The organism is Mesorhizobium sp. M0276 (genome assembly GCF_040321755.1).
GTDB lineage: Bacteria > Pseudomonadota > Alphaproteobacteria > Rhizobiales > Rhizobiaceae > Mesorhizobium.
The window spans coordinates 113,383-138,595 of the sequence record NZ_JAMYSC010000002.1; the positions used below are offsets into that span (position 1 = coordinate 113,383).

General features: G+C 61.2%; 24 protein-coding genes. 22 read left to right on the forward strand and 2 right to left on the reverse strand.

Going from position 1 to position 25,213, the window contains the following annotated elements; genetic code table 11:
• Window positions 1–265 precede the first annotated feature (265 nt).
• The 4 genes from NKJ01_RS02220 (at window position 266) to NKJ01_RS02235 (ending at window position 4,454) form a co-directional block, all read left to right on the forward strand.
• A complete protein-coding gene (locus NKJ01_RS02220; protein ID WP_352725661.1) occupies window positions 266–1,684 on the forward strand; it encodes an ABC transporter substrate-binding protein in 1,419 nt (472 codons plus the stop codon).
• 8 nt (window positions 1,685–1,692) lie between these two features.
• Window positions 1,693–2,475 (forward strand): ABC transporter permease, encoded by a 783-nt coding sequence (locus NKJ01_RS02225; protein ID WP_352725663.1) that lies wholly within the window; start codon window positions 1,693–1,695, stop codon window positions 2,473–2,475.
• A complete protein-coding gene (locus NKJ01_RS02230; protein WP_352725665.1) occupies window positions 2,472–3,302 on the forward strand; it encodes an ABC transporter ATP-binding protein in 831 nt (276 codons plus the stop codon). Before NKJ01_RS02225 ends, NKJ01_RS02230 begins: the two co-directional genes overlap by 4 nt.
• A 960-nt stretch (window positions 3,303–4,262) precedes the next feature.
• Complete coding sequence (locus NKJ01_RS02235; RefSeq protein ID WP_352508265.1) at window positions 4,263–4,454, forward strand: hypothetical protein; 192 nt, start codon at window positions 4,263–4,265, stop codon at window positions 4,452–4,454.
• 429 nt (window positions 4,455–4,883) lie between these two features.
• Here the strand turns inward: NKJ01_RS02235 and NKJ01_RS02240 are convergent, their stop codons facing one another.
• Window positions 4,884–5,432 carry a glutathione peroxidase gene (locus NKJ01_RS02240; protein WP_352725667.1) on the reverse strand — a complete coding sequence of 183 codons (549 nt, stop codon included), beginning with the start codon at window positions 5,430–5,432 and terminating at the stop codon, window positions 4,884–4,886.
• Window positions 5,433–5,603: 171 nt separating this feature from the next.
• On the opposite strand from NKJ01_RS02240, the gene NKJ01_RS02245 reads away from it, so the two are divergent.
• The 16 genes from NKJ01_RS02245 to NKJ01_RS02320 all read left to right on the forward strand — a co-directional run bounded on the left by NKJ01_RS02245 (window position 5,604) and on the right by NKJ01_RS02320 (window position 23,187).
• Entirely contained in the window at window positions 5,604–6,029 is a 426-nt protein-coding gene (locus NKJ01_RS02245; RefSeq protein ID WP_352725669.1) for a DOPA 4,5-dioxygenase family protein, read from the forward strand.
• Window positions 6,030–6,352: 323 nt separating this feature from the next.
• Entirely contained in the window at window positions 6,353–6,796 is a 444-nt protein-coding gene (locus NKJ01_RS02250) for a RidA family protein (protein WP_352725670.1), read from the forward strand.
• A 359-nt stretch (window positions 6,797–7,155) separates the two neighbouring features.
• Complete coding sequence (locus NKJ01_RS02255; RefSeq protein ID WP_352725672.1) at window positions 7,156–8,574, forward strand: LLM class flavin-dependent oxidoreductase; 1,419 nt, start codon at window positions 7,156–7,158, stop codon at window positions 8,572–8,574.
• Window positions 8,574–9,341 carry an ABC transporter ATP-binding protein gene (locus NKJ01_RS02260; RefSeq protein ID WP_352725674.1) on the forward strand — a complete coding sequence of 256 codons (768 nt, stop codon included), beginning with the start codon at window positions 8,574–8,576 and terminating at the stop codon, window positions 9,339–9,341. The genes NKJ01_RS02255 and NKJ01_RS02260 overlap by 1 nt, the downstream gene beginning before the upstream one ends.
• 7 nt (window positions 9,342–9,348) lie before the next feature.
• Window positions 9,349–10,230 carry a branched-chain amino acid ABC transporter permease gene (locus NKJ01_RS02265; RefSeq protein ID WP_352725675.1) on the forward strand — a complete coding sequence of 294 codons (882 nt, stop codon included), beginning with the start codon at window positions 9,349–9,351 and terminating at the stop codon, window positions 10,228–10,230.
• An 11-nt stretch (window positions 10,231–10,241) separates the two neighbouring features.
• Window positions 10,242–11,291 carry a branched-chain amino acid ABC transporter permease gene (locus tag NKJ01_RS02270; protein ID WP_502905848.1) on the forward strand — a complete coding sequence of 350 codons (1,050 nt, stop codon included), beginning with the start codon at window positions 10,242–10,244 and terminating at the stop codon, window positions 11,289–11,291.
• Between the two features lie 96 nt (window positions 11,292–11,387).
• Complete coding sequence (locus NKJ01_RS02275; RefSeq protein WP_352725679.1) at window positions 11,388–12,728, forward strand: ABC transporter substrate-binding protein; 1,341 nt, start codon at window positions 11,388–11,390, stop codon at window positions 12,726–12,728.
• 28 nt (window positions 12,729–12,756) lie between these two features.
• On the forward strand, window positions 12,757–13,527 hold the full coding sequence (locus NKJ01_RS02280) for an ABC transporter ATP-binding protein (RefSeq protein WP_352725681.1): 771 nt from the start codon (window positions 12,757–12,759) through the stop codon (window positions 13,525–13,527).
• A gap of 45 nt (window positions 13,528–13,572) precedes the next feature.
• Window positions 13,573–14,802, forward strand: a complete 1,230-nt coding sequence (locus tag NKJ01_RS02285; protein ID WP_352725683.1) for an acyl-CoA dehydrogenase family protein — start codon at window positions 13,573–13,575, stop codon at window positions 14,800–14,802.
• Between the two features lie 989 nt (window positions 14,803–15,791).
• Window positions 15,792–17,204 carry an LLM class flavin-dependent oxidoreductase gene (locus NKJ01_RS02290; protein WP_352725685.1) on the forward strand — a complete coding sequence of 471 codons (1,413 nt, stop codon included), beginning with the start codon at window positions 15,792–15,794 and terminating at the stop codon, window positions 17,202–17,204.
• Between the two features lie 103 nt (window positions 17,205–17,307).
• Window positions 17,308–18,573, forward strand: a complete 1,266-nt coding sequence (locus tag NKJ01_RS02295) for an SfnB family sulfur acquisition oxidoreductase (protein WP_352725687.1) — start codon at window positions 17,308–17,310, stop codon at window positions 18,571–18,573.
• Window positions 18,574–18,590: 17 nt separating this feature from the next.
• Entirely contained in the window at window positions 18,591–19,853 is a 1,263-nt protein-coding gene (locus tag NKJ01_RS02300) for an SfnB family sulfur acquisition oxidoreductase (protein WP_352725689.1), read from the forward strand.
• A 202-nt stretch (window positions 19,854–20,055) separates the two neighbouring features.
• Window positions 20,056–21,102 (forward strand): ABC transporter substrate-binding protein, encoded by a 1,047-nt coding sequence (locus NKJ01_RS02305; protein ID WP_352725691.1) that lies wholly within the window; start codon window positions 20,056–20,058, stop codon window positions 21,100–21,102.
• 9 nt (window positions 21,103–21,111) lie between these two features.
• Window positions 21,112–22,110, forward strand: coding sequence for an ABC transporter permease (locus NKJ01_RS02310; RefSeq protein ID WP_352725693.1), 999 nt, complete (start codon window positions 21,112–21,114; stop codon window positions 22,108–22,110).
• Window positions 22,110–22,901, forward strand: coding sequence for an ABC transporter ATP-binding protein (locus NKJ01_RS02315; RefSeq protein WP_352725695.1), 792 nt, complete (start codon window positions 22,110–22,112; stop codon window positions 22,899–22,901). Before NKJ01_RS02310 ends, NKJ01_RS02315 begins: the two co-directional genes overlap by 1 nt.
• Window positions 22,894–23,187 (forward strand): hypothetical protein, encoded by a 294-nt coding sequence (locus NKJ01_RS02320; RefSeq protein ID WP_352725697.1) that lies wholly within the window; start codon window positions 22,894–22,896, stop codon window positions 23,185–23,187. The genes NKJ01_RS02315 and NKJ01_RS02320 overlap by 8 nt, the downstream gene beginning before the upstream one ends.
• Window positions 23,188–23,259: 72 nt before the next feature.
• On the opposite strand, the gene NKJ01_RS02325 is transcribed toward NKJ01_RS02320, so the two are convergent.
• On the reverse strand, window positions 23,260–23,517 hold the full coding sequence (locus NKJ01_RS02325; protein ID WP_352725699.1) for a hydroxyethylthiazole kinase: 258 nt from the start codon (window positions 23,515–23,517) through the stop codon (window positions 23,260–23,262).
• Between NKJ01_RS02325 and NKJ01_RS36370 the strand changes: the two genes are divergently transcribed.
• Window positions 23,410–24,054: an ATP-binding cassette domain-containing protein gene (locus NKJ01_RS36370; RefSeq protein ID WP_502905838.1), complete on the forward strand. Its 645-nt coding sequence runs from the start codon at window positions 23,410–23,412 to the stop codon at window positions 24,052–24,054. The two genes, NKJ01_RS02325 and NKJ01_RS36370, sit on opposite strands and share 108 nt — an antisense overlap.
• Before the next feature lie 59 nt (window positions 24,055–24,113).
• Window positions 24,114–25,055 carry an ATP-binding cassette domain-containing protein gene (locus tag NKJ01_RS02335; RefSeq protein ID WP_352725703.1) on the forward strand — a complete coding sequence of 314 codons (942 nt, stop codon included), beginning with the start codon at window positions 24,114–24,116 and terminating at the stop codon, window positions 25,053–25,055.
• The last annotated feature ends 158 nt before the right edge of the window (window positions 25,056–25,213 follow it).

Sequence of the window (25,213 nt, forward strand, 5' to 3'; positions counted from 1 at the left end):
AGTTGCGCCTTTCACGCCTGACGTAGATGATTCTTGTGCCCTTATTTCGAACGGCGCATCTAACCACTTGTTTTAGAACGACGATTTTAATCCGTGCCAAAACCGGCCGGATGCCCGCGGTCCAAGACCGGCTCCGAAATCGTGCAAGTAATTGCTTATGCCTTCAGCCGATCGGCACATAAATTTGCGCGACGGCGGTTGGCAATCGCCACTGCGTCGGCAAATCCAGCCGCCGTATGCCGGCATCAAATCACGAGGTAGGACCATGAATTTTCGCACACATTTGGCTGCCCTTGTCCTTGCCCTTGTGGCGGCCGGCTTCGCGTCTGCCGCGGATGCCGAAACCATCCGCGTGGCGATCGGCACGCAGGACACCACCATCAATACCGCCACCGGCGGATTGCTGATCCGTGAGTTGAAGCTGCTCGACAAATACCTGCCGCACGACGGCAAGTATAAGGACGTCATCTATGATATCCAGTGGAAGAACTTCACGAGCGGCGCGCCGATCACCAATGAGCAGATCGCCGGAAAGCTTGATTTCGGCGTGATGGCGGATTTCCCTGGCTCCTTCAACGGTCTCGCCCATATCAAGGCCGGAAGAAAGAGCCTGTTCATCACCGTGCTGTCGGGCAGCGTGAACGGTAGCGGCAACGGCATTGTGGTGCCGACCGCTTCGCCCATCCAGTCGCTCTCGGACCTCAAGGGCAAAACCATCTCCGTTCCATTCGCATCGACCTCGCATGGCATGCTGCTGCGCGCCGTCAAGGCACAGGGGTGGGACGCCGAACGCGACGTGAAGATCATCACCCAGGCGCCTGAAGTTGCCGGCGCGGCCCTCCAGGCAAACCAGATCGAGGCGCATGCCGATTTTGTCCCCTTTGCCGAACTCTTCCCCTGGCGCGGCTTCGCCCGCAAGATCTATGACGGATCGCAGGCAAAGACGCCCACTTTCCACGGTGCCCTGGTCGATGCCAACTATGCCGGCAAATATCCCGAGATTGTTGTTGCCTATCTTCGCGCCGCAATCGAGGCCGATCAGTTGATCGCCAGGGAGCCGGAGAAATACAGTGAGCTGATCGCCAAGGTGACGGGCGTCGATGCCGAGGTCGACTACCTGTTCCATGGACCGCTTGGGCTTCAGACCCGTGATTTAACCTGGAAGCCGGAATACCGCCAGGCTGTCGCCACCGCGATCGACACTTTGAGGGTCCTGAAAAAGACCGACCAGTCGCTCGACGTGAACAGCTTTGTCGATGACCGATTCATAAAGGCCGCATTCAAGGCGTCTGGGGTCGACTATGATGCCGCGCTTAAGAATTATGCCCAGCTGCCTTTGAACGCCAAGGATGCTGCCACCGGTGAGGCGATCAGCGATCCCAAGCGCGTTGCTGAGATTTGGATCCAGGGTGAGCCGCTCGTCCGACACTATGCGTCGCCGCAGAGCGCATTCAAGGCGCTCAAGGCCATTGAAGGTGAGGGCAAGCCGGTCCGGGTGTTTTATGCCCAGGACCGTGAAAGCGGCATCAAGCTGCTCGGCAATCAGGCCTGGTTCGTGCGTACCGACGGCGGCGAAGTCAGCGCCTTCCTGCTGAAGGAAAACGCCGAGAAATGGGCCAGGGATCATGGTGGCAAGGTGCTGGATTTCGCTGCCGCCAAGGACTCGATCCTGGCCAGCAATTGAGGCTGGCCATGACGCGTTTCCACCTAGGGCGCTGGTTGCGCCGGGCCGGATCCCTCGCCATCTGCCTCATTCTCTGGCAGATGGCATCGAGCCTCAGACTGAATCTCGGCATTGTCACGTTCGAGAATGTGCCATTGCCCGTGGATGTCGTGTCGGCAGCGTTGGATTTCCTGCGCTCGCCCAAGTTCTTTGCCCATGTCTCGAGCAGCCTGGAAAGGGTTCTGGCCGGCTTTGGCATCGCCGCCGTGATCGGCATCGGTCTCGGTCTCGTCATCGGGCGCTCACGGTGGCTCGGGGATTTCCTGCAAGCCCCGCTCGAGTTCCTGCGGCCGATCCCGGCCGTTGCCTGGATTCCGCTTGCGGTTCTGATGTTTCCGTCGTCGGAACTCTCGATGATTTTCATCACCTTCACGGGCGCATTGTTTCCGATCCTGCTCAACACCGTCCATGGCGTGGAAAGCGTCGATCCAAGGTTGATCGCCTCTGCGCGCAGCTTGGGGAGCACCCAGACGGCGATGCTGTTGGAAGTCATCGTTCCAGGCGCGGCGCCGAACATCGTCACGGGCCTGGTCATCGGCATGGGCACGTCCTGGTTTTGTCTCGTCACCGCCGAGATGATCTCCGGCCAGTTCGGTATCGGTTACTACACCTGGGAATCCTACACGCTGCAAAACTATCCTGAAATCATCGTCGGCATGATCCTGATCGGGCTGTTCGGCATGGGAAGCAGCGCCCTCTTGCGAGCGGCAGGGGCGGCACTTCTTCCATGGTACACGAAGGACAGCAAATGACGACCCATCAGCGCAGCTTTCGCGCGGCAACCGGCCGTATCGAGGCCAATCATGTTTCGATCCGGCTCGGTCGCGGCAGCAGTGCGTTCGAAGCCGTCACTGATGCGAGCTTCGAAGTCTCTCCCGGCGAATTCGTCTGTCTTCTGGGGCCATCCGGCTGTGGGAAGTCGACCCTGCTCGGCGCCTTGGCGGGACACATCAAGCCAGCTGCCGGCGTCCTTTCGGTCGACGGAGAGCCTGTAAAAGACCCCCATCCGGAACGCGGCATCGTTTTCCAGCACCACACATTGTTTCCGTGGAAGAATGCGCGCGACAACGTCGCTTTCGGCCTCAAGATGCGCGGCGTCAAGCGCGGGCAACGGCGTCTCGAGGCGGAGAAAATGCTCGATCTCGTCGGTCTGAACGGCTTTGCTGGGCGCTATCCCGGCCAGCTGTCCGGCGGCATGCAGCAACGCGTCGAGATCGCGCGTGTTCTCGTCAATCAGCCACGGCTGCTGCTGATGGACGAGCCCTTCGGGGCGCTCGATGCCCTGACACGGCTTCGAATGCAGGAATTGCTGCTCGATATCTGGGAGCAATTCCGCAAGACGATCCTATTCGTCACCCATGATATCGACGAAGCTCTGCTGCTCGCCGACCGGATCATCGTCATGCAGGCCCAGCCCGGCCGGATCCACGAGGAAATCACCGTGCCTTTCGAGAGGCCGCGCATGACCGAGATCATCGCCTCGGGCGAGTTCATGCGCCTGAAACAGCATTGCCTGCATCTGCTTCACAGCGACAGGCGAGGGGATACTTTGCCCCGGCTTTCTCCCTTGGGCTTGTGAGTGAGTGTCGAGGCAGTCTCGACAGCCGCCGTCCGGCCTGGAAGATCACAACGGGGTTCATGAACTTTGGAATCTTTAGACTCCGTATTCGTCCTTAGAATTGGCCAACATCACAGATTGGGCCGATGACCCAATGCCTGTCGCAAGATGAGGAACTTCGAAGCTCGTACTTGCGCGACCTGACCATAAGAAAGAAGTCGCCCGAGAATGCGATGTGATGGCATGTGGACTCGATTCCCGGACCGCTGGTCGTCAATAACGGCGCAGTGCTCGAACTGGCGTCGAATGGCTATTTTGCGCGCGACCGTGCATCGGGTCGTGACGCCGCCGCCGGCGTCCAGGGGCTTCCGTTGCGTTTTTCTTAAGCGCGGCGGGAATGCGACCATGCCGCTTCTGAGCCTGCCGAAAGAATTGGCGGCCGAGGCCCGCGGGCCGGCAGGTGGTCGGGGCACTGTTGTTCCGACATGTCGCCTGAAAAGCCGACTGCGTTCGTATGCCGATGTGGCACGCCGGTGCCGATGTTCAGGTTTGCGGTCGGAGCACGAATCTTTCCCGTTTCGCGCTTTCTTTGGAATGTCATTCGTCGCCAAAGCCGTGAAATGAGCTCAGAAAGGCAAAATCGTTCGGAGGTTTTCCTCCCATTCCGCTAAACGGTGTTCCCCTCTGAAGGCTTTGACCTTCAGCCGGCCGGGCCGCATTCGAGCCCGGCCTTTTTTGTTCGACGGGCTGCTTTGTTCAGATCTGCTGGAACGCGTTTCGCTGGGTCAGTCTTTCGGAAACAAGACGGTTTGCATTCGCAGCCGATGTTACTTACGCGTCATGCGAAATCTGGCGGTCGACCCAGGATTGCCAAGTCCGCTCGCTTCGCTAAATTGAGGCGCTAGATCAGTCCAATCGGGAGGCCATTCTCGGAGCCCAAAGGATGGCCTGTAACCTCTAGATATCCCGCCCAAACCCCCAATGGCCCAGCGTTACGACATAGAGAAGACGCCCGAAGGCACGTGGGACATTATCGACGTCTTCACGGGGCTGCCGGTCGTCGAGGTGGGCGTTCCCTTAATCGACATGCCTATCGAAGAGGCCGACGACTTGGTCGACCTTCTCAACTGCCGCGACAGGACACGGCGGGGCGATATTCAGGCTCTCTCGTAAGTGGCAATTTCATCAACCATTCCTTCAGCCAGTTCGACGCGGTCTCGAACATCAAATTGATTTCGTTCACGCAGAGGACCAAGATCGGATGTCGTTGGCGTCCGTTGAGGGTGGGTCGCATGAGCATCGGCTCAGTTCTTACGGCAGACCAGGCCGGGCGATGCTCCGCCAAACCACCTGCCGCATCATCCTTCTCGGCAAGCCGGCTAACCCGATGCCATACGGGCGTCCTGAGAGGGCACGCCTCCTTCAATAGCGGCCCTGCTTCCACTTATGCGGGCCACCTGAGGAGTTGCTCAGCGGCACATTGAATTTCCGATTTTTACAGTGTTGGCTGGGTACGTCGTCCGCACGCGGCATGGCCGAAGACGGACGCCATCGGCGTCCGCCTTCAATGTTTCTGTTCAGCACCAGCAGACTGTTTTTGCGTCAGACCGCCAGAAGTTTGCGAACAGGGCTCACGATCGTCCTGTCCTGCGGCTCCGTGTCGGAGCCGTAGCGGGCGACCACGATCCCCTTGCGGTCGACCAGAAACTTCTCGAAATTCCAACCCACTTCGCCGGGTGTGGGCGCGGCACCTCTCCCGGCCTGCTTGGTCAGCAGCGGGCTATCCGGTTTGAAGGCTGCCCTCGGCTGCGCCTCGATCAACGCCTGGTAGAGCGGATGCTTCTGTGGGCCTTTCACCGTGATCTTGGCGAACACCGGAAATTCAACACCGTAGGTCAGCCGACAGAATTCCTGGATTTCGGCGTCTGTACCCGGTTCCTGGCCGGCGAAGTCATTGGCCGGAAAGCCGAGCACCACCAGTCCCCGATCGCGATACGACCGGTAGACAGCCTCCAGCCCATCATATTGCTTGGTGTAACCGCATTTGGAGGCGACGTTGACGATCAGGAGGACCTTGTCGGCATATTCACGAAGGCTTGTGGTCGAGCCGTCGGCGCGGCTGACCGGAATATCGTAGATCGAGGCCGTCATAAACAAATTCCTCTGCAGGCAAGATGGCAGCAGTACATTGGTGGCTTCCTCGTTCCCGTCAAGGAAAGCTGTTCACCAGAAACTAAATTGCTGGGCATCTCGAGAGATGGCCCCTATGCATGTTGCCTGCCAGAATAAGTCGGGCCAGCGAGCGCGTGCGGGAGATATGAAATGGGCCTTTCCGGCGCGAAAAATGAGCCCCGGCTCCTTTCGGAAATCGCCAGCTATCATGCGCATGTTTACTACGACCGACTGAAAACCCGCGCGGTTGCGGTGTGGCTGCGCGCCGCGATCGGCGAACGCTTTCTGGTTCGGCTTGGCAATTGGCATGACGAGAAGGTCGGGCCGCATGACCAACCAATGTTTCAGGTCTCATTCGCAAACGACGCTTTTGCCACACTCGTGCCGTGGCTGATGCTCAACCATTGCGGCCTCAGCATCCTCGTTCATCCGAACACCGCAAACCCGCGACGAGACCATCTGATCGACCCTATTTGGCTAGGCACGCCGCTGCTCGTTCACGGCGAGAGCCTTCCGGAGGACCATGAGGCGGAGGAGGCATTGCTCCCGAATACCACACCGACCATCTTGGCATAGTACATTGCCGCCTCGAATCCGCGGCAGCCAGCTTCAAGCGTCATTCCACTCCGGCCAATTCGCATCGACCAGGACCACCTTCTGGAAATCGCCGGGATGTCCGCAACCTCTGGCATCATAAGGTTGATCGGTGCGGCGATCGGCGGCAACGACGTGCGAATGCGATGATTGACCCAAAGCGACCGCGCTTCATTTGCAACGATATCGGTCGCCAAATTGGGAACGGAGATTGTATTCTCAATCTGATTCTCCATGTTGATCAGCATCGCCTTCCTGAAGAGCTTCTCGCACCGCAGCCTTGAAACAACAGATCAGGAACTATAATGCCGCGTTATATCAAAGTCGGGAGCGCAGCACCTTCCCCGAGAACGGCACGCTACTCTCACGCCGTGGAATTCAACGGTCTGCTTCATATCACCGGCCAACTTCCGATCGACCCGGCTCAGCCGGACGCCGCGCTTCCCGGTACGATTGGCGAACAAGCGGAACTGGTCTTCCTCAACCTTTCGATTATCGCTGAAGAGTCTGGGTTCAAGTTGTCGAATTGTGTGTTTGCCAGAATCTATCTCAAGAATTTTGAGCAGGACTACGCAGGCTTTAACACCGTTTACGATCGCTATTTTCCTGACGACGATCGACTGCCTGCAAGAACAACGGTCGGCATCTCAATGCTCGGCAGGAACGCTCTCGTCGAAGTCGATCTTGTTGTGGGGGCAACCCACGCCCTAAAGTGCGGCGCGTTCTTGTCGGCGGCCCATAGGCCGTGACGTGCCATTCGCGCGAAAAGCAGGGCGCTTCCTGTCAAAACGGGGTCTTGAGCAAAGCCTCAAGATTGCGGCGCCGTCCGGCACTGTCAGTTGGCGGACCGCTACTGTCACGCTCGCCTTCGAGTGCGATCCTGGCCGTGTCTGCGTAGAACGATCATATTCTGAACGCGAAGACCGACGTGGATATGTTCGCGATACCGCCTCTTCGAAACCGCGCTTATTGATACCACGATCCGACCCAAAGACAGAACAATAATTCTCTATAAAATCTATAGAAAATATATTCTATCTTAGTCGGCGCTCGCCTTATCGGTAGTGTCCTCCCGCAGTCGCCAACAGGGCTATCAAAGGAGTGACGGATGGGTCGGCATATTCGCTTCAACGCTTTCGACATGAATTGCGTTGGCCACCAATCCCCTGGCCTCTGGAAGCATCCGCGCGACAAGTCCTGGAAATACAAGGATCTGGACTACTGGCAGGATCTGGCTCGGACGCTCGAGCGCGGTATTTTCGACGGCATATTCATCGCCGACGTCATCGGCTATTACGACGTCTACAAGGGCTCGAACTACCACGCTATCGAGCAAGCGGCGCAGATTCCGGTCAATGATCCCTTGCAATTGGCCGCGCCGATCGCGCTTGCAACCGAACATCTCGGGATCGGCATTACCGCCTCGACCTCGTTCGAACATCCGTACACATTCGCTCGCCGCCTTTCGACCGCCGACCACCATACCAAGGGTCGGGTCGGCTGGAACATCGTCACTTCATATCTGGAAAGTGGCGCCAAGAATGTCGGCCAGACTGGCTTGAAGAGCCATGACAACCGTTACGAGGTCGCGGCCGAATATGTCGAGGTGCTCTACAAGCTGTTCGAAGGCAGTTGGGAAGAGGGCGCGGTGCAGCGCGATCCGGTCCGCGGCATCTTCACCGACCCCAGCAAGGTCCACGAGATCGGCCACAAGGGCAAATTCTTCGAGGTGCCTGGTTATCATCTGTCGGAGCCGTCGCCGCAGCGCACCCCGGTTCTCTATCAGGCGGGCGCCTCGGGGCCCGGCAAGGCTTTCGCCGCCGCGCATGCCGAGTGCGTCTTCGTCGGCGCGCCGACCAAATCGCTGCTAAAGGCCTATGTTTCCGAAATCCGCCAAAAGGCGGCCGCCGCCGGCCGCGATCCGAAGAACGTTCTGATCTACAACCTCACAACGCTGATCATCGATGAAACGGACGAAACGGCGAAGAAGCGCTTCGAGGAATACCAGAGCTATGCTTCGTATGACGGCTCACTGGTGTTCATGTCCGGCTGGAGCGGCATCGACTTCGGCCAGTATGCGCCGACCGACGCGCTCAAGAAGGTCGAGACCAATGCGATCGTTTCGATGGTCGAGCATTTCGCCGGCAAGGACAAGGCCTGGACCGTCGAGGAATTGGCGAAATGGGGCGGCATCGGCGGCGTCGGGCCGGTCTTCGTCGGCTCGCCCGGCACCATCGCCGACATCCTGCAGGAATGGGTCGATGAAACCGGTGTCGACGGCTTCAACCTTGCTTATGCGGTGACGCCCGAAAGCTTCGAGGCCGCCGTCGACTTGCTCGTACCGGAATTGCAAAAGCGCGGCGTCTATCCCACGGCCTACAAGCCCGGCACATTGCGTGAGAAGCTGTTCGGCGACGGACCCTATCTTCCTGCGACGCATCCCGCCGACGGCTACCGTGACATCGAGGCCGTCAAGCGTCGCGAAGTCGAGCGTGCTTCGGCGGCCCTGAAATACGTGAATGCGTGATGAGAGGCTTGCTGGAACTCCACGACGTGTCGCTGTCCTTCAAGGGCGTACGTGCCCTGAATGAACTGAGCTTCAGCGTCGCCAAGGGTGAAATCTGTGCCTTGATCGGGCCGAATGGCGCCGGCAAGAGCTCGCTTCTCAATGTCATCAATGGCGTCTATCGCGCCGACGCCGGCGACATTGTCTTCGACGGTTTGCGCTTCGAGGCGATCCATCCGCAGAAGGCAGCCCATCTCGGCATCGGCCGGACCTTCCAGCACAATGCGTTGTTTCGGCGCCTATCGGTGCGCGAAAACGTGCTGGCCGGTCTTTCTCGTCATGGCACCGCCAGCTTTTTCGAAAACATCTTCCGGCTAGGCAGGGACAGCGCCGAGCGCCGCGGCTTCCTTGCCCGTGCCGAGCGCACCATGGCTTTCCTCGGGCTCGACCGTCACGCGGACAGCATAGTTTCGACACTTCCTTACGGACTGCAGAAACGCGTTGATCTCGCCCGCGCACTGGTCTCAGGCCCCAAGCTGCTGCTGCTCGACGAACCAATGGCCGGCATGAATCAGGAAGAGAAGCAGGAGATGAGCAGGGTGATCCGCGAGGTCAATCGCGTCTTCGGCTCGACCGTGGTGCTGATCGAGCACGATGTCGGCATTGTGCTCAACCTCGCCAGCCACGTGGTGGTGCTCGACTACGGCCGCAAGCTCGCGGACGGGGCACCCGACGAGGTACGCAAGAATCCCGACGTGATAGCCGCCTATCTCGGCACGGTTCACTGAGGAACTCATGTCCTATTTCTTTGAAACATTGGTCAGCGGCCTGTTTGCCGGAGTGATGTACTCACTCGTCGCGATCGGCTTTGTGCTCATCTACAAGGCATCCGGAGTCTTCAATTTCGCGCAAGGCTCGATGCTGCTGTTTTCGGCGCTGACCTTTGTCACCCTGACCGAGAAAGGCGTGCCATTCGCCATGGCCTTCATCGTCACATCGCTTGTCATGGTGGCGATGGCGATACTGATCGAGTGGCTGGTGCTGCGACCGTTGCGAAATCGCGATCCGTTGACCTTGTTCATGGCCACTCTGGGATTGAGCTATGTCATCGAGGGCTTTGCCCAACTGTTGATGGGCATGGACGTTCACATGCTCGACCTCGGCATCCCCGACGTCGCCGTACAGGTCGGCGGCATCTATGTCAGCCAGTTCGACATCATCGCCTCGCTGATCGCGGTGACGCTGGTCGCCACGCTGGCTATCGCCTTCAACAAGACGCGCATGGGCATCTCGCTTCGGGCGGTGGCTTCCGACACGCTTGCGGCACAGTCGATCGGCATCCGCCTGCCCGTCATCTGGCGCATCGTCTGGAGCGTCGCAGGCATCGTGGCGCTGGTTGCCGGCCTTGTCTGGGGATCGCGCCAGGGCGTGCAATATTCGCTGTCGCTGGTCACGCTCAAGGCGCTGCCGGTGCTGATCATCGGCGGCTTCTCCTCCATCCCGGGTGCGATCGCCGGCGGCCTGCTTGTCGGCGCCACCGAGGCGTTGGCCGACATCTATATCGGCCCGCTGGTCAATGGCAGCGTCTCCACCTGGTTTGCCTACATCCTCGCGATCGGCTTCCTGCTAGTGCGTCCGGCCGGCCTGTTCGGCGATCGCGAAATCGAAAGGGTCTGATCGTGACCACGCTGCAGGAATCCGCTCCGTCCGAGCCGCTCCGCCGGCCCGCCTTTGGCGTCGGCACCATCGCCATCGTCGCTGGCCTGATCGCCGCCTTCGCCGTGCCGGCCCTTGCCGACGATTACTGGCTGAGCTCGATCATCATCCCGACGGTGATCATGGGGCTTGCCGGGATCGGCCTGAACCTGCTGATGGGTTATACGGGGCTTGTGTCGATTGGTTCGGCTGCCTTCATGTCAATCGGCGCCTTCTCGACCTACAATCTGCTGCTGCGCGCACCGTTCTTGCCGTTGCCGGTCGTCCTGATCCTTGCCGGCCTGATCGCGGCTGCTGCCGGTGTCATCTTCGGGCTGCCGTCGCTGCGCATCAAGGGCTTCTATCTCGGCGCTTCGACGCTGGGCGCCCAGTTTCTGTTCGAATGGCTGTTCACCAATTTCAGCTGGTTTTCGAATGACAGCCAGTCGCTGACCATCTCGGCGCCTCGACTGCAGATCCTTGACTACGATCTCCAGTCGGCCACCGGCCGCTACTATCTGGTGATTGCAACCACGGCGCTGCTCATCGCGTTGGCATTCGCCATCGTCAAAAGCCGGGTCGGCCGCGAATGGATGGCGATCCGCGACATGGATGTCGCTGCCTCGGTCATCGGCATTCGCGTCGCGCGCCGCAAACTGCTGTCCTTCGGCATAAGCTCGTTTTTCCTTGGCATCGCCGGCGCGCTCTGGGCCTTCGGATATCTCGGCACCTCGGACGCGCATGCGTTCAATCTCGATAAATCGTTCCAGATCCTGTTCATCGTCATCATCGGCGGTGTGGCAACCATCTTCGGCAACTTTCTCGGCGCCGCCTTCATCGTGCTGACGCCGATCCTGCTCGATCGGCTGTCGCTGATTATCGATTTGTCATTCCTCGGCGATCAGGGCGCGCTGGCAAACCTGCAGCACATCATCTTCGGCACGATCATCATCGTGCTGCTGGTCAAGGAACCGGATGGATTGTCGAGCCTGGGAAGGCGCGGCGTGGAAGCCCTTCGCTCGCGAGCACGATCATCCAACTGAACTCAGACAGACGAAACACCTCGGCGCCGGGTCTTTCGCCTCCTCCCAAGCATCGGTCGTCACTTTCTCCAAACCACTCAAACCAAAGGTTGCACCATGTCATTGCTAACCAAGACCATGTCGCTGGCGGCCGCTGCCGCGATGGCTGTAACGCTGATGAGCAGCGCGTCCTTCGCCGAAGACGGCACCGGCCAACAGCTCTATCCGCTGTTTACCTATCGCACCGGCCCCTATGCCCCATCGTTCATTCCTTTCGGTGCCGGCAACATCGATTATCTCCGCTACATCAATGAGGTCGAAGGCGGCGTCGATGGCGTCAAGATCCTGGTCCAGGAATGCGAGACGGCCTACACGATCGAGCGCGGCATCGAATGCTACGAGCGCTACAAGAACGGCTATAACGGCGCGCTGACGGCGGCAATCTATCCGCATTCGAGCGGCCTCGATGTGGCCCTCACAGACAAGGCTCGCATCGACAAGATCCCGATCGTCAGCCCTGGCGGTGGCCAGAACATCGCCACCGACGGTCGCGTCTTTCCCTACCAGTATCCGCTGGTGTTCGACTATTGGAGCGAAGCCCAGATCATCGTCGATTACATCGCCCAGCAGGCCGGCGGCTATGACAAGCTCAAGGGGCTGAAGATCGCGACGCTCTATCACGATAGCGGCTATGGCCGCGATACGATCGAGCCGCTCGGCATCCTCGCCAAGAAATATGGCTTCGAAGATATCCAGATCCCGGTCCCGCATCCCGGCGAACAGCAGCAGACGCAGTGGCAACAGATCCGCCGTGCAAACGCCGACTGGGTCTTTCTGCGCGGCTGGGGCGTGATGACGCCGGTGGCGATCAGGACAGCGGCCCGTGTCGGCTTCCCCGCCGATCGGATCATCGGCGATATCTGGAGCGGCTCGGAAGACGACGCCCGCCCGGCGGGCGCCGCCGCCAAGGGCTATCTCGCCGTCTCCGTCTTCCCGCCCGGCACCAACTACGGCATCCTGAAGACGCTCAAGGCCAATATCCTCGACAAGGGCAAGTCCGACCTGAAGGACAATTCGAAGTTCGGCACGGTCTACTACAATTACGGCGTGATCGAAGCCATCACCTTCGTCGAGGCGCTGCGCACCGGCCATAAGAAATTCGGCAACAGGCCATTGACCGCCGCCGAAGGCCAGTGGGCGCTCGAAAACCTCGACATCGATCAGAAGCGGATCGCCGAGCTTGGCGCGGAAGGCCTCATCAGCCCGCTGAAAACCTCCATCGACAACCACAAGGGCGAAACCATCGCCGCCAAGATCATCCAATGGAACGGTCAGTCCTGGGACACCAGGACCGACTGGATCAAAGCCGATGCTTCGCTGTTTGCCGACGTCATCAAGGCAAAGGCTGCCGCCTACGCCAAGGAAAAGGGCATCCAGCCCCGCGTTGCGACGAACTGACACCAACCCGCACTGACAGGATCGATCCATGACCATTGCAGCAAAAAGCTTCCTCGAGATCCAGAATATGGAAGCGCTCTATGGTCAGGCGGTCCTTGCTGTGCGCGACGTTTCGCTCAAGGTCGAGCAGGGCAAGATCGTTGCCCTGCTCGGCGCCAACGGCGCGGGCAAGACAACGACGCTGAAGGCGGTTTCCAATCTGCTCGGACCTGAGCGCGGCAAAGTCAGCCGCGGCAGCATCGTCTGGCAGGGCGAGCCGGTCAGCGGCCTCTCGGCTTCTCGGCTCGTCGCCAAAGGCGTGGTGCAGGTGCTGGAAGGCCGCCATTGCTTTGCACAACTGACGGTCGAAGAAAATATCCTCTCGGGCGGCTTCGTCCGCAAGCCAAGCAGGGCAGACCTGCGGCGCGACGTCGAACGGATCTACACATGGTTTCCGCGCCTCAAGGATAAGCGCAAGGTCAAGGCCGGCCTGACCTCCGGTGGCGAACAGCAGATGTTGGCCATCGGCCGCGCGTTGATGACCAAGCCGAGCCTTGTGCTGCTGGACGAGCCGTCAATGGGGCTCGCGCCGATCATCGTGCAGGAAATCTTCGAGATCATCCGCATCCTGAACAGCGAGCAGGGCGTCAGCTTCCTGCTTGCCGAACAGAACGCCAATCTCGCGCTTCGCTATGCCGACTACGGCTACATCCTCGAAAACGGCCGCGTTGTTCTGTCGGGAACGGCAGAGGAACTGCGAGCCCGTGAGGATGTCCAGGACTTTTATCTGGGCGGTGCCAATGCCGCCAAACCACACTGACCGCCTCGCCCGCACCGGGTGGGGGCCAACTCCGGGAAATTGCAAATGACACAGATAGATGCGGCCTGGGGTGCAGGCCCCGGCGCTCGCTATGAGAAACTGGCCGAACGATTCCGGCCGATATTTGCGCAGATCGCTGCCGGTGCGGTCGAGCGGGAGCTTAACCGCGAACTGCCGGTGTCGGAGATTGCGCAGTTGAAACAGGCGGGCCTGGGCGCGCTGCGTATACCCGAAGCCGAAGGTGGCCTTGGCGCGACCCTGCCCGAACTCGCCAATATCCTGATCGAGCTGTCGGAGGCGGATTCCAACATCACCCAGGCATTGCGCGGTCATTTTGGATTTGTCGAAGATGTCGTCAACAAGACGGCCGGCGAGAGCCGCAAGCGCTGGACGCAGCGCATTGCCCGCGGCGAGATCGCCGGCAACGCCTGGACCGAGATCGGCGATGCCAAGCAGGACGTTTTCTCGACCCGCATCTCGAACAAGGGTGACAGGCTGGTCCTCAACGGCACCAAATACTACACCACCGGCTCGTTGTTCGCCGACTGGATCGATGTCGGCGCGACGGGTCTCGACGGCGAAGGCATCGTCTTGCAGGTGCGCCGCGACGATCCGGGCGTCGATGTCATCGACGACTGGGACGGTTTTGGCCAGACGCTCACGGCCAGCGGCACCACGATCTTTACCGATGCCACTGTCGATCCGGAGGACGTCGTCGTCGATGACGACAAGTTCCGCTATGGCGCTGCCTTCTACCAACTGGTGCATCTTGCCACGCTCGCCGGTATCGGCCGGGCGATGGCCAACGAGACCGCCGCCGCCGTTGGCGCTCGCAAGCGTTCCTACTCCAATGGCGCCGGCCCGCGCTCAAGCCAGGATCCGCAGGTGCTCCAGGTCGTCGGCCGTATTCGCAGCAACGCCTATGCGGCCGGAGCCATCGTTTTGCAGGTCGCACAAGCGATCGAACGCGCCTATCAGGCACACTTTGCCGGCGATCCCGATGCCGAGGAAAAGGGCAACGCCATCGCCGAACTCGAGACATCTCAGGCGGTGACGGTCGTCACGAATCTTGTTCTTGAAGCGTCGACGATTATCTTCGATGCACTTGGCGCGTCCTCGACCAGGAAGCCGATCGGCCTCGATCGCCATTGGCGCAATGCTCGTACCCTGTCTTCACACAACCCACGCATCTATAAGGATCGCATCGTTGGCGACTACGCGGTCAACGGCACGCCACCACCATATCAGTGGCGGATCGGGCGCAGCCCGTTGTAAGCCATGCACACGACCTTCAGCGCGATGCGCTGGCAAAGCCAGGGTGTCGACACGGCCTCTTACGCGCTCCCGGGCCGTCCCTGCGCAATATATCATTTGATCTAGAATAGCGGCGATTGCTGATGTCTCCGACGTCCAGCAGGTTCGTCAAAGGTGCAGAGGCGAAATCGGCGCAGCACTTATGGGGCAGGGAAGGGTGCATGACTTGCCCGACAGGGGCACCCTCAGGACACTGGCCACATTTGCTTTCTATCACTCGTCGCACGACGGTTGGGCAGCTAAAGTGAAACTCGCAAATTCATGATTTCAGATGGAAATTGGATCGAGCGTGACCGATCGTGATCCACAATGGTCGTAGGTTCTCGAGCGGGATGCGCTTCGGGATCGGCCGTTGCTCTGGCGCAAGCGCGTGGCGTCACCTGCAAGCTTGAGATCGCCGACATTGTTGCGCTTATTGAGGCGAAGGAAGCCGAAAAGCCGACTGTGCGCGGGTCTACAAAAGAAGCCACTTAAGAGCTATCTGCCCGCGCCCGATCCTGCGCTTAGCATCGAGATTTGGCGCGTTGGCCTCTCGGATGATCCTGAGAGCTTCGTCTCTGATAATGCCGCACTCGCGAGCGTAGTAGGCCTATCGCATTTTGCGGAAGAGGTTGCGGCATTTGGCCAGAGCGGAATTGCTCCCTTCAGGATCGCGTTGAGTGCGGAGATTGACGATCCGCGGCCATCGGGATGGGTAGGCTCCGTCTAATGGGTGACCTCAGCCTCCAACAGGAAGGCCCATTGTGTGAGCGATCGGCTCGTGCGCTTGCCGCAGTCCGCGCCTAGCCCTGTTGCGTTCGCTCCGCCGGGCTGCAATCGGAGAACAAGTTTTCTCGATCAAATCGATAAACAAAATAGATGACCTCCATCTTCGCGGTCCGATCGTCATAATCGCTCCAGGCCGGACGGATTAAGCCCGCCTCCGACAATGCCAGATGCCGAGGCCGCCCATGACCCGCCAGATTCGCTTCAATGCCTTCGACATGAATTGCGTCGGCCATCAGTCGCCTGGGCTTTGGGCGCATCCGCGCGACCGTTCCTGGCAGTACAAAGATCTCGACTATTGGCAGCATCTCGGCCGGACGCTGGAGCGGGGCATCTTTGACGGCATCTTCATCGCCGACGTGATCGGCTATTATGATGTGTACAAGGGCAACCTCCAGCATGCGATCGAGCAGGCAGCGCAGATCCCGGTCAACGACCCGCTGCAGCTCGTCGCGCCGATCGCGCTCGCAACCGAGCATCTCGGCATCGGCATTACGGTGTCGACCTCCTTCGAGCACCCCTACACCTTTGCACGTCGGCTCTCGACCGCCGATCATCACTCGAAGGGCCGGGTCGGCTGGAACATCGTCACCTCCTATCTGGAGAGCGGCGCGAAGAATATCGGCCAGGGCGGCCTGAAGCAGCACGACGACCGCTATGACATCGCCAACGAATATGTCGAGGTGCTCTACAAGCTGTTCGAGGGAAGCTGGGAGGATGGCGCCGTGGTGCGCGACCGCGAGAGGCGCATCTTCACGCATCCCGAGAAAGTTCATGAGATTGGCCACAAGGGCAAATATTTCGAGGTTCCTGGCTACCATCTCAGCGAGCCGTCGCCGCAGCGGACGCCTTTGCTCTATCAGGCCGGCACGTCGGGCCCGGGCCGCCGCTTCGCGGCGCAGAACGCCGAATGCGTCTTCATCGCGGCACCCACCAAGACCATATTGAAGAACCATGTCCGCGACATCCGCGAGCGTGCCGCAGCCTTCGGCCGTGATCCGCGCAAGATCTTTTTCTACAACCTCCAGACCGTCATCGTCGGCGAGACCGACGCGGAAGCGCAGGCCAAATTCGAGGAATATCAGCGCTATGTCAGCTATGACGGGGCGCTCGTCTTCATGTCCGGCTGGACCGGTATCGACTTCGGCCAGTATCTGCCGACCGATCTCGTCCAAAAAGTTCAGACCAATGCCGGTCGCGCCGCCATCGACGCGATCACGGATGGTGACCCGGAGAAGCGCTGGACGGTCGACGAGATCGCACGCTGGCGCGGTATTGGCGGGCTTGGGCCGGTCATCGTCGGTTCGCCGACGACCGTTGCCGATATTCTCCAGGAATGGGTCGAGGAGACCGACGTCGACGGCTTCAACCTGGCCTATGCCGTGACGCCCGAGAGTTTCGAGGATGTCGTCGACCTGCTCGTGCCGGAGCTGCAGAAGCGCGGCGCCTATCCGACCGCCTATCAGCCCGGAACGCTGCGCGAGAAACTGTTCGGCGGCGGGCCGCGTCTCGCCGCGCCCCATCCGGCCGCGCGCTACCGTGACATCGAAGCCGTGAAGCGCGCCGAAACGGCAGCGCGTCAGGGCACAGCCGCCTGATGCATGTCGCCCAAAAGTGCTCTGCGGTCTTGGGGACATGCATAGAAACAAGTCAGGACTTCATGCCGGTCGCGAGGCCGGCGCAAAACGGGGACCATACGCCATGTCTGCAGTCATCGATATCCGCTCTGCTCACCGGGTCAACACGCCAGACGAAGGCTTTCCGCCCCGGCCAAGGCCGCGCCAGCCCGCGCATGTGATCACCTCCGATGCCGAGGCGATCGAGATCGCCCATCGCCTTGCGGCGGACTTCGCCAAGGACGCCGCGCTGCGCGATCGCGAGGGGCTGCTGCCGCTCGATGAGCTCGACGCCTTTTCGCAGAGCGGCCTGTGGGGCATCAACATCCCCAAGGCCTATGGCGGCGCCGGCGTTTCCTATGTGACGCTGACCGAGGTCATCAAGATCATCTCGGCCGCCGATCCCTCGCTCGGTCAGATCCCGCAGAACCATCTCGCGGTGGTCGAACATATCGTGTCCGACGGCACGGAGGAGCAGAAACGCTTCTTGCTCGGCGAGGTGCTGAAGGGGCTGCGCTTCGGCAACGCCTTCTCCGAGAAGAATTCCAGCACCGTCGGCGCTTTCGAGACGAAGATCACGCCGGATGGCGACGATCATGTCCTTGTCAACGGCCGCAAATTCTATTCCACGGGCGCATTGCTCGCTCATATCGTGCCGATCGTCGCCGTCGATGAAGCGGGGAACCCGCATCTCGCTTTCGCCGACCGGGATGCTCCGGGTCTCACCGTCATCAATGACTGGTCGAGCTTCGGTCAGCGCACCACGGCGTCGGGCACGGTGGTCGTCGAGAATGTGCGCGTGCCGCTGTCGCGGGTCGTCGCGGCCTACAAGGCGTTCGAACGGCCGACCGCCGCCGGGCCGATCTCGCAGATCATCCAGGCCGCCGTCGATACCGGCATTGCCAAGGGCACGATCGCCGACACCATCGCCTTCATCCGCACCAAGGCGCGGGTATGGCTCGACAGTGGCAAGGAAAATGCGTCGGAGGATCCTTTCACCATCGCCGCGATTGGTGATCTCGAGATCAAGCTGCACGCCGCCGAAGCGATCCTGGAACGGGCCGCGCGGCTGATCGACGCCGCGCTGGTGACGCCCAATCTCGATACGGTCGCGGAGGCGGCCGTCGCGACCGCCGAATCCAAGGTGCTGAGCACCGAGATCGCTATCCTCGCCGCCAACAAGCTGTTCGAGCTTGGCGGTACCCGCTCGACACTGGCCGAGCACGGCCTCGATCGTCATTGGCGCAACGCCCGCACCCACACGCTGCACGACCCGGTGCGCTGGAAGTTTTTCCACATCGGCAATTACTACCTGAACGGCGTCCAGCCTGCGCGCCATCCTTGGCTTTGACGTCGGAAGATCTGAGCATGACGCAAATCGAGCGTTCGCAACATTTCGCGGCCGCGCCAGCCTTGTCGCGGCCGGCACCCTTCATTGCCCCGCGCCGGCACAAGGCACATCGCATCGCCAGCGACGCGGAGGCGATCAAGATAGCGCATGAGCTTGCCACTGAATTCGCGGCGGGGGCCGTCGAGCGCGACCGGACCAGGCGTCTGCCGCTCGCCGAGATCGAGCGATTCTCGCAGAGCGGTCTCTGGGGGATCACCGTCCCCAGGGACCATGGCGGGGCTGGGGTATCGAACGTCACCCTCGCCGAGGTGATCGCCATCATCGCGGCCGCCGACGCCAGTATCGGGCAGATCCCGCAGAACCATCTCTACATCGTCGAGGGCATCCGCCTTGGCGCCAGCGAGGCACAGAAGAAGGCGCTCTTCGAGCGCGTGCTCGACGGCGACCGGTTCGGCAATGCCTTTACGGAAATTGGCACGCGCACCAATATAGATTTCACCACGCGCATCGAACGGAACGGCGACGGCTATGTCCTGAACGGGCAGAAGTTCTATTCGACAGGCTCGCTCTTTGCCCACGTGATCGTGGTGATCGCGAACGATGCCGACAAGCGGACGAATTTCGTCTTCCTTGAGCGTGCCACCGCCGGCGTCAATCTGATCGACGATTGGTCGGGCTTCGGCCAGCGTACGACCGGCAGCGGCTCGTCGACCTTCGATGATATTCCGGTGACCGAGTTCCAGGTCGTGCCGCATCAGATCGTCTTCGATCGTCCGACGCCCATGGGCCCCGTGGCGCAGATCATCCACGCCGCGGTCGACCTTGGTATCGCAAGGGCTGCACTTGCCGATGCGATCGCCTTCACCAAGGCGCATGCCCGGCCGTTCTTCGAGACCAACTACCAGCATGGCTGGGAAGATCCGCATGTGATCGCGGCGATCGGTGATCTCGCGGTCCGGGTCAATGCGGCCAGCGCGCTGACCGAGCGGGCGGGACGCTTCGTCGATATCGCCGCGGCCGATCCGACCGAAGACACGGTGGCGGAAGCCTCGATCGCCGTCGCCGAGGCCAAGGCGGTCACCACCGAGGCGTCGCTCTATGTCGCGAGCAAGCTGTTCGAACTGACGGGCGCACGCTCCACGCTCGAACAGTTCGGCTTCGATCGCCATTGGCGCAACGCCCGGACCCACACGCTGCACGACCCGGTCCGGTACAAATACGTGAACGTCGGCAACTATTTCCTGAACGGTGTTCGGCCGCCGAGACACGGAGCCCTCTAACGAGTCCACGGGACTGGGCTTGCGCCCGCCGCCGCGCGTTTCAAGCGAAATTGCGCGGCAAACCAAAAAACGGACCGTTCTTTCGAGCGGGCCGCCTTCAAATGGCAAAACGTTCCTCTCTACATAATTGATAGATTTTATAGAGATTATAGAATGCCGAGCAGCGGGTGATCGCAAGCAGGCGCTGGACAGGGGTTCAATCATGAGCACGGACAAGACGAATTCAAAAGTTGGTGGCAAGGGCGTCTCGCGACGCACGGTCTTGAAATCGGTCGGCATCGCCGGCGCGACCGCCGCGGCAGTTGGTATCATTGGCAGCCGCACGGTCGGTTATGCGATCGCCGGCAATGCGCCCAAGGTCCGGCTCGCCTGGACTGAAGTCGCGGCCTGCCATTCGCCGCTTGGCTTCGGCGTCGCCAAGGGTTTTTATGCAAGGCACAATCTCGACGTCGAACTGTTCTATCAGGGTGCCAGCGGACAGACGTTGATCCAGGCGCTCGCCACCGGCAAGGCCGATGCCGGCGCCGGACTGATCGGCGACTGGCTGAAGCCGCTGGAGCAGGGCTTCGACGTGAAGCTCTTCGTCGGGTCGCATGGCGGTTGCCAGCGCCTGCTGGCTTCGAGCGCTTCCGGCATCAAGGATATCGCCGGCGTCAAGGGCAAGACGATTGCCACCTACGGCATCGGCGCGCCGCCGCAGGTCGCCTTCCAGGTGACGCTTGCCAAGAACGGGATCGATCCCGAGACCGATGTGACGTGGAACCCGGTGCCGTTCGATCTCGTCGGCGATACGGTCGATCGTGGCGAGGCCGATCTGGCGGCGCATCTCGATCCCTGGGCCTATTCGATCGAGAAGAAGTTCAACTTCACCAAGATCGCCGACACCCAGACTGGCATCTATGAGGGAGCGACGTGCTGCGTGCTGGGCGCCAATGGCCCGTTCCTGGAGGCCAACCGCGACGCGCTCCGCCGTCTCGCCGAGGCGAATATCGAGATCCACGAATATGTCGCAAGCCATCCCGGCGAAGTGGCGAAATGGTATTTGGAAGCGCTGAACCCGGCGGGCTTGAGCCTGGAAGACCTCGAGGCGATCATCGGCGGACTGGTCACCCACAACCATCCGATCGGGCCGGAACTGGTCGCCCAGATCCAGCGGGCCTCGGAGGATCTGAGGCTCGTCAAGGTGCTTGATGCGACCACCGATCCGAAGGCCTTCGCCGAGCGGATCACGGTCAACCTGCTCGCCTGAGGCCTTTTCATGAGCGACGCGATACAGGCCCTCGATTCCGGCGGGGTGGAAGCTCGGTCGGCGACCTTCGGCGGGGTTTGGAAGTTCGGCCTGTACGCGGCCGCCGCGTGGGCGGCAACCGCCGTCGTCACCGTCGCGCTGCCCGATGTGGTGCCATGGGGCAGCGCTGATCTTTTCGCCATCCTGACCGGCATTGGCGCGGCGATCTTTGCCGTGCTTGCCGTCTCGGTCGGCCTGCTCGGGCGGGTCGGCCGCACGCTCGTCTATTACGGACCATGGTTCCTGGCGCTCGGCCTCTGGTTCCTGATCTGGGAATTCACGACCGCGAAACTCGGCTGGCTGCCGAAGCCCTTCTTCTCACCGCCGCACGGCCTTCTGAATGTCTATGTCGTCGACGGACCGAGGCTGCTCATTTGCATCCTCTACACTTTGCGCCTCTGGTCGCTCGGTTTCTTCTCGGGCATCGCTGCCGGCTTCGCACTGGGCGTCGCTCTAGGCTGGTCGGCGCGTTTCAACTATTGGGGCATGCCGATCCTGAAACTGATCGGCCCGGTGCCTGCGACGGCCTGGATTCCCGCCGCCTTCTATTTCTTCCCGACGACCTTCGACGCCTCGATCTTCATCGTTGCGCTCTCGGCCGGCATTCCGGTGGCGATCCTGACGGCGTCCGGCGTCGCTTCGGTCAACAGGGCGTATTACGACGTGGCGCGCACACTTGGAGCCGATGATCGTTTCCTTGTCCTCAAGATCGCCATTCCAGCATCGCTGCCGCACGTCTTCGTCGGCATGTTCATGGGTCTCTACTATTCCTTCGCCGTGTTGGTCGTCGCCGAGATGCTCGGCGCCAGATATGGCCTCGGCTGGTACATCCAGTTTCAGCAGGCCTATTCAGGCTACGCCAATGTCTATGCGACGCTGGTGATCATGGCGCTGCTCTGCGCCGGCATCGTCAAGCTCCTGTTTGTCATCCGCGATCGTCTGCTCGGCTGGCAGAAGGGGATCATCTGATGGCGTTCGCTTCCGGTGCAGCGGCGGCGCAGATCCGCAATGTCGCGCTCGATATTCGCGCCGTCTCGCATCATTACGATCTCGACGGCCAAAAGCTTGACGTGCTCGACGGCATCGAGCTTTCGGTGAAACCCGGAGAATTCGTGGCGCTGCTCGGACCGTCCGGCTCGGGTAAATCGACCTTGCTGCGTCTTGCCGCCGGGCTGGAGCATCCCAGCGCCGGCAAGCTGCTTGAGGACGGCGCCCAGATCGGCAAGCCGGATCCTTCGCACATTCTCGTTTTTCAGGATCCGACGCTCTTTCCGTGGCGGACGGTCTGGCGAAATGTCGCGACCGGACTCGAGGCGCGCGGCCTGCTTGCACAGCATCGCCATCGTGTCGACGAAGCCCTCGCGCTGGTGAAGCTCGAGAAGTTCGCCAACGCCTATCCGCATCAGCTCTCCGGCGGCATGGCGCAGCGCGTCGCGATCGCCCGCGCGCTCGTCAACGATCCTCAACTCCTGCTGCTCGACGAGCCCTTCGGCAAGCTCGATTCGCTGACGCGGCTCTCGATGCAGAATGAACTCCTGGCGCTCTGGCGGAAAGTCGGCTTCACCGCGCTCCTGGTGACGCACGATGTCGAGGAGGCGATCCTGCTGGCCAACCGCGTCATTGTGCTCTCGGATCGCCCGGCGCGGATCATCGCGGAAGTCGCCGTCGACAAGCCGCATCCGCGGCGGCGCGATGATCCCGACCTGGTCGAACTTCGCCGCTCCGTGCTGGCCACGCTCGGGATATCCCAGGATGTCTAGGACCCATGTCGGGATAGCTGTCTCCGCGCTAGGCGTCCTGGTTCTCCTGCTCGCGGTTGGCTGGTGGTGGGTGGTCTACAGCCAGGTCATCTCTAACGACTATATGAGCTATCCCCAGGCGATGCCGTGCCTCTTCGCTTCGTCCGATCGCTGCTCGCTGGCGCAGGTCCTCTGCAGAGGTAACCACTTCCTCGGCATCAAGGGTTATTCCGTTGAGCTCGTCTGGGCCGGCTTGTGTCTGACATGCGTCGGCTTGTTTGTCGCTGACAGCCGGTCGAGGGCCTGAGCAAGACAGCCGTAATGATCGAGAGTCTCCGTCAAGGCTATACGGAAGAAATCCTTGATTCCATGACTAGGCTTAACTGAGCTTGATGGCCGACTCGATCTTTCCCCGTCCGCGGATCGATGCCTCGTTCACCGCATCGAGCGCATCGATGAAAGCCGCGGCGAAACTTCCCGGCCGCGAGGCGATCGCCTCGGCGAGCTCCGCCGCCACCGCGAAATGTGTATGAGCCGCCACCAGACCTGTCAGCGGATCGGGAGCTATACCAGCATAAGCGGCCGCCAGCGCGCCGAGAGAGCAGCCGGTCGCCGCGACACAGGAGGGCGCTGCCACCGCCGATCTTCACCAGCACGACCTGGCCGTCGACGCGTCCCACGACATGATCGACCGGACCCGAGGCCGAGACGGCAGTGGCATGCTCCAGAAGATCGATGGCCGCCGGCACCGCATCGGCCGGATCGGCGGAACTGTCCACGCCGCGAGCGCCATGATCTCAACGGTCGCGACATTGCCGGGATCAGCGAGGCTTCGTTCCGCCTACTACGCGGCAAGCGCATAGGCTTCATCTTCCAGGAGCCGATGAGCGCGCTCAATCCGGTGCTGACCATCGGCCGCCAGATTGAGGAGGCGCTCGGCGCGCATGACGGTGGCGACCGCAAGGCACGCGCCGCGCGCGTGCTGGAGCTCGCGCGGGCAACCAGGCTTCCGGACCCCGAGACGATCATCCACCGCTACCCGCACCAGCTCTCGGGTGGACAGCGGCAGCGGGTGATGATCGCGATGGCGATCGCCAACGATCCGGATCTGCTGATCGCCGATGAGCCGACCACCGCGCTCGACGTCACCACCCAGGCGGAAATCCTGCGCTGATCCTTGAAATCCGCGAAAGGCTCGGCCTCGCCGTCCTGTTCATCACCCATGATTTCGGCGTGGTCGCCGACATTGCCGACCGTGTCGTGGTGATGAAGGAGGGCCGGGTGGTTGAGAGCGGCAGAGCACATGATGTCCTCGAAGCGCCGTCGCAGCCCTACACACGCCGCCTGATCGAAGCCGTCCCGGTTCTGCATGCCAGTGCAACGGACAGACAGGACGCAGGGGAGCCGTTTCTTGTGGTCCGCGGGCTGACCAAGACCTATCGCGATCGCCGCGCGCCATGGCGGCAGGCATCCGCCGCCAGGGCGCTCGATGGCGTCGATCTGACGATCGGGCGAGGCGAGACGGTCGTCATGGTCGTTGAATCCGGTTCGGGCAAGACGACGCTGGGCCAATGCGTCGTCGGGCTGGCCGACTGGGACGAAGGCAGCCTGAGCTTCGACGGCCGCGATCTCGCCGGCACGACACGCGAACGCGGTTTGCGCCCGCGTATCCAGATGGTGTTTCAGGATCCCTTCGCCCCCCTCAATCCTCGCCATCGCGTCCGCCGCATCCTTACCGAAGCCGCCATAGTCAACGGCCTTTCGCATGAGAGGGCCGAGGAGCGCATGTCCCGACTTCATGCCCGCATCGGGGTTGACCCCGGCGCCGCCGATCGATTTCCGCATGCTTTTTCAGGCGGCCAAAGGCAGCGCATCGGCTTGGCGCGCGCGCTCATGCTCGAGCCCGACCTGCTCGTCGCCGACGAACCGGTCTCGGCTCTGGACGTCTCCATCCAGGCGCAAATTCTCGACCTTCTGGCCGAAATCAAACGCGACTTCGGCCTGTCCATGCTGTTCATCACCCATGACCTGCGTGTCGCCTCGGCGATCGCCAACCGCATCGTCGTCATGCAGAGCGGCAAGATCGTCGAGGACGGACCCGCTGAGCAGGTTTTGACGCGCCCCGGATCCGGCTATGCGCGGGCACTGCTGACGGCGGTCCCAGGCCTGTCCTAGGAGCGCAGCCGCGAGCAGATCAACCGGGCGGCCGCGGAACAGAAATCCGCGTGATACCAGTCACAAATCAAAATCTACTAATTTATAGAATTAACAAAAACGCGCTGCCCGCGCTACACGCGCGATACTGGAATTTCCTCACCTGCCTCCGAAAGGGA

Excerpts from the sequence above, each read along its gene's own strand:
- NKJ01_RS02220 (WP_352725661.1), top strand. The coding sequence starts at position 266 with ATGAATTTTCGCACACATTTGGCTGCCCTTGTCCTTGCCCTTGTGGCG.
- NKJ01_RS02225 (WP_352725663.1), top strand. The coding sequence starts at position 1,693 with ATGACGCGTTTCCACCTAGGGCGCTGGTTGCGCCGGGCCGGATCCCTC.
- NKJ01_RS02230 (WP_352725665.1), top strand. The coding sequence starts at position 2,472 with ATGACGACCCATCAGCGCAGCTTTCGCGCGGCAACCGGCCGTATCGAG.
- NKJ01_RS02235 (WP_352508265.1), top strand. The coding sequence starts at position 4,263 with ATGGCCCAGCGTTACGACATAGAGAAGACGCCCGAAGGCACGTGGGAC.
- NKJ01_RS02240 (WP_352725667.1), bottom strand. The coding sequence starts at position 5,432 with ATGACGGCCTCGATCTACGATATTCCGGTCAGCCGCGCCGACGGCTCG.
- NKJ01_RS02245 (WP_352725669.1), top strand. The coding sequence starts at position 5,604 with ATGGGCCTTTCCGGCGCGAAAAATGAGCCCCGGCTCCTTTCGGAAATC.
- NKJ01_RS02250 (WP_352725670.1), top strand. The coding sequence starts at position 6,353 with ATGCCGCGTTATATCAAAGTCGGGAGCGCAGCACCTTCCCCGAGAACG.
- NKJ01_RS02255 (WP_352725672.1), top strand. The coding sequence starts at position 7,156 with ATGGGTCGGCATATTCGCTTCAACGCTTTCGACATGAATTGCGTTGGC.
- NKJ01_RS02260 (WP_352725674.1), top strand. The coding sequence starts at position 8,574 with ATGAGAGGCTTGCTGGAACTCCACGACGTGTCGCTGTCCTTCAAGGGC.
- NKJ01_RS02265 (WP_352725675.1), top strand. The coding sequence starts at position 9,349 with ATGTCCTATTTCTTTGAAACATTGGTCAGCGGCCTGTTTGCCGGAGTG.
- NKJ01_RS02275 (WP_352725679.1), top strand. The coding sequence starts at position 11,388 with ATGTCATTGCTAACCAAGACCATGTCGCTGGCGGCCGCTGCCGCGATG.
- NKJ01_RS02280 (WP_352725681.1), top strand. The coding sequence starts at position 12,757 with ATGACCATTGCAGCAAAAAGCTTCCTCGAGATCCAGAATATGGAAGCG.
- NKJ01_RS02285 (WP_352725683.1), top strand. The coding sequence starts at position 13,573 with ATGACACAGATAGATGCGGCCTGGGGTGCAGGCCCCGGCGCTCGCTAT.
- NKJ01_RS02290 (WP_352725685.1), top strand. The coding sequence starts at position 15,792 with ATGACCCGCCAGATTCGCTTCAATGCCTTCGACATGAATTGCGTCGGC.
- NKJ01_RS02295 (WP_352725687.1), top strand. The coding sequence starts at position 17,308 with ATGTCTGCAGTCATCGATATCCGCTCTGCTCACCGGGTCAACACGCCA.
- NKJ01_RS02300 (WP_352725689.1), top strand. The coding sequence starts at position 18,591 with ATGACGCAAATCGAGCGTTCGCAACATTTCGCGGCCGCGCCAGCCTTG.
- NKJ01_RS02305 (WP_352725691.1), top strand. The coding sequence starts at position 20,056 with ATGAGCACGGACAAGACGAATTCAAAAGTTGGTGGCAAGGGCGTCTCG.
- NKJ01_RS02310 (WP_352725693.1), top strand. The coding sequence starts at position 21,112 with ATGAGCGACGCGATACAGGCCCTCGATTCCGGCGGGGTGGAAGCTCGG.
- NKJ01_RS02315 (WP_352725695.1), top strand. The coding sequence starts at position 22,110 with ATGGCGTTCGCTTCCGGTGCAGCGGCGGCGCAGATCCGCAATGTCGCG.
- NKJ01_RS02320 (WP_352725697.1), top strand. The coding sequence starts at position 22,894 with ATGTCTAGGACCCATGTCGGGATAGCTGTCTCCGCGCTAGGCGTCCTG.
- NKJ01_RS36370 (WP_502905838.1), top strand. The coding sequence starts at position 23,410 with ATGAGCCGCCACCAGACCTGTCAGCGGATCGGGAGCTATACCAGCATA.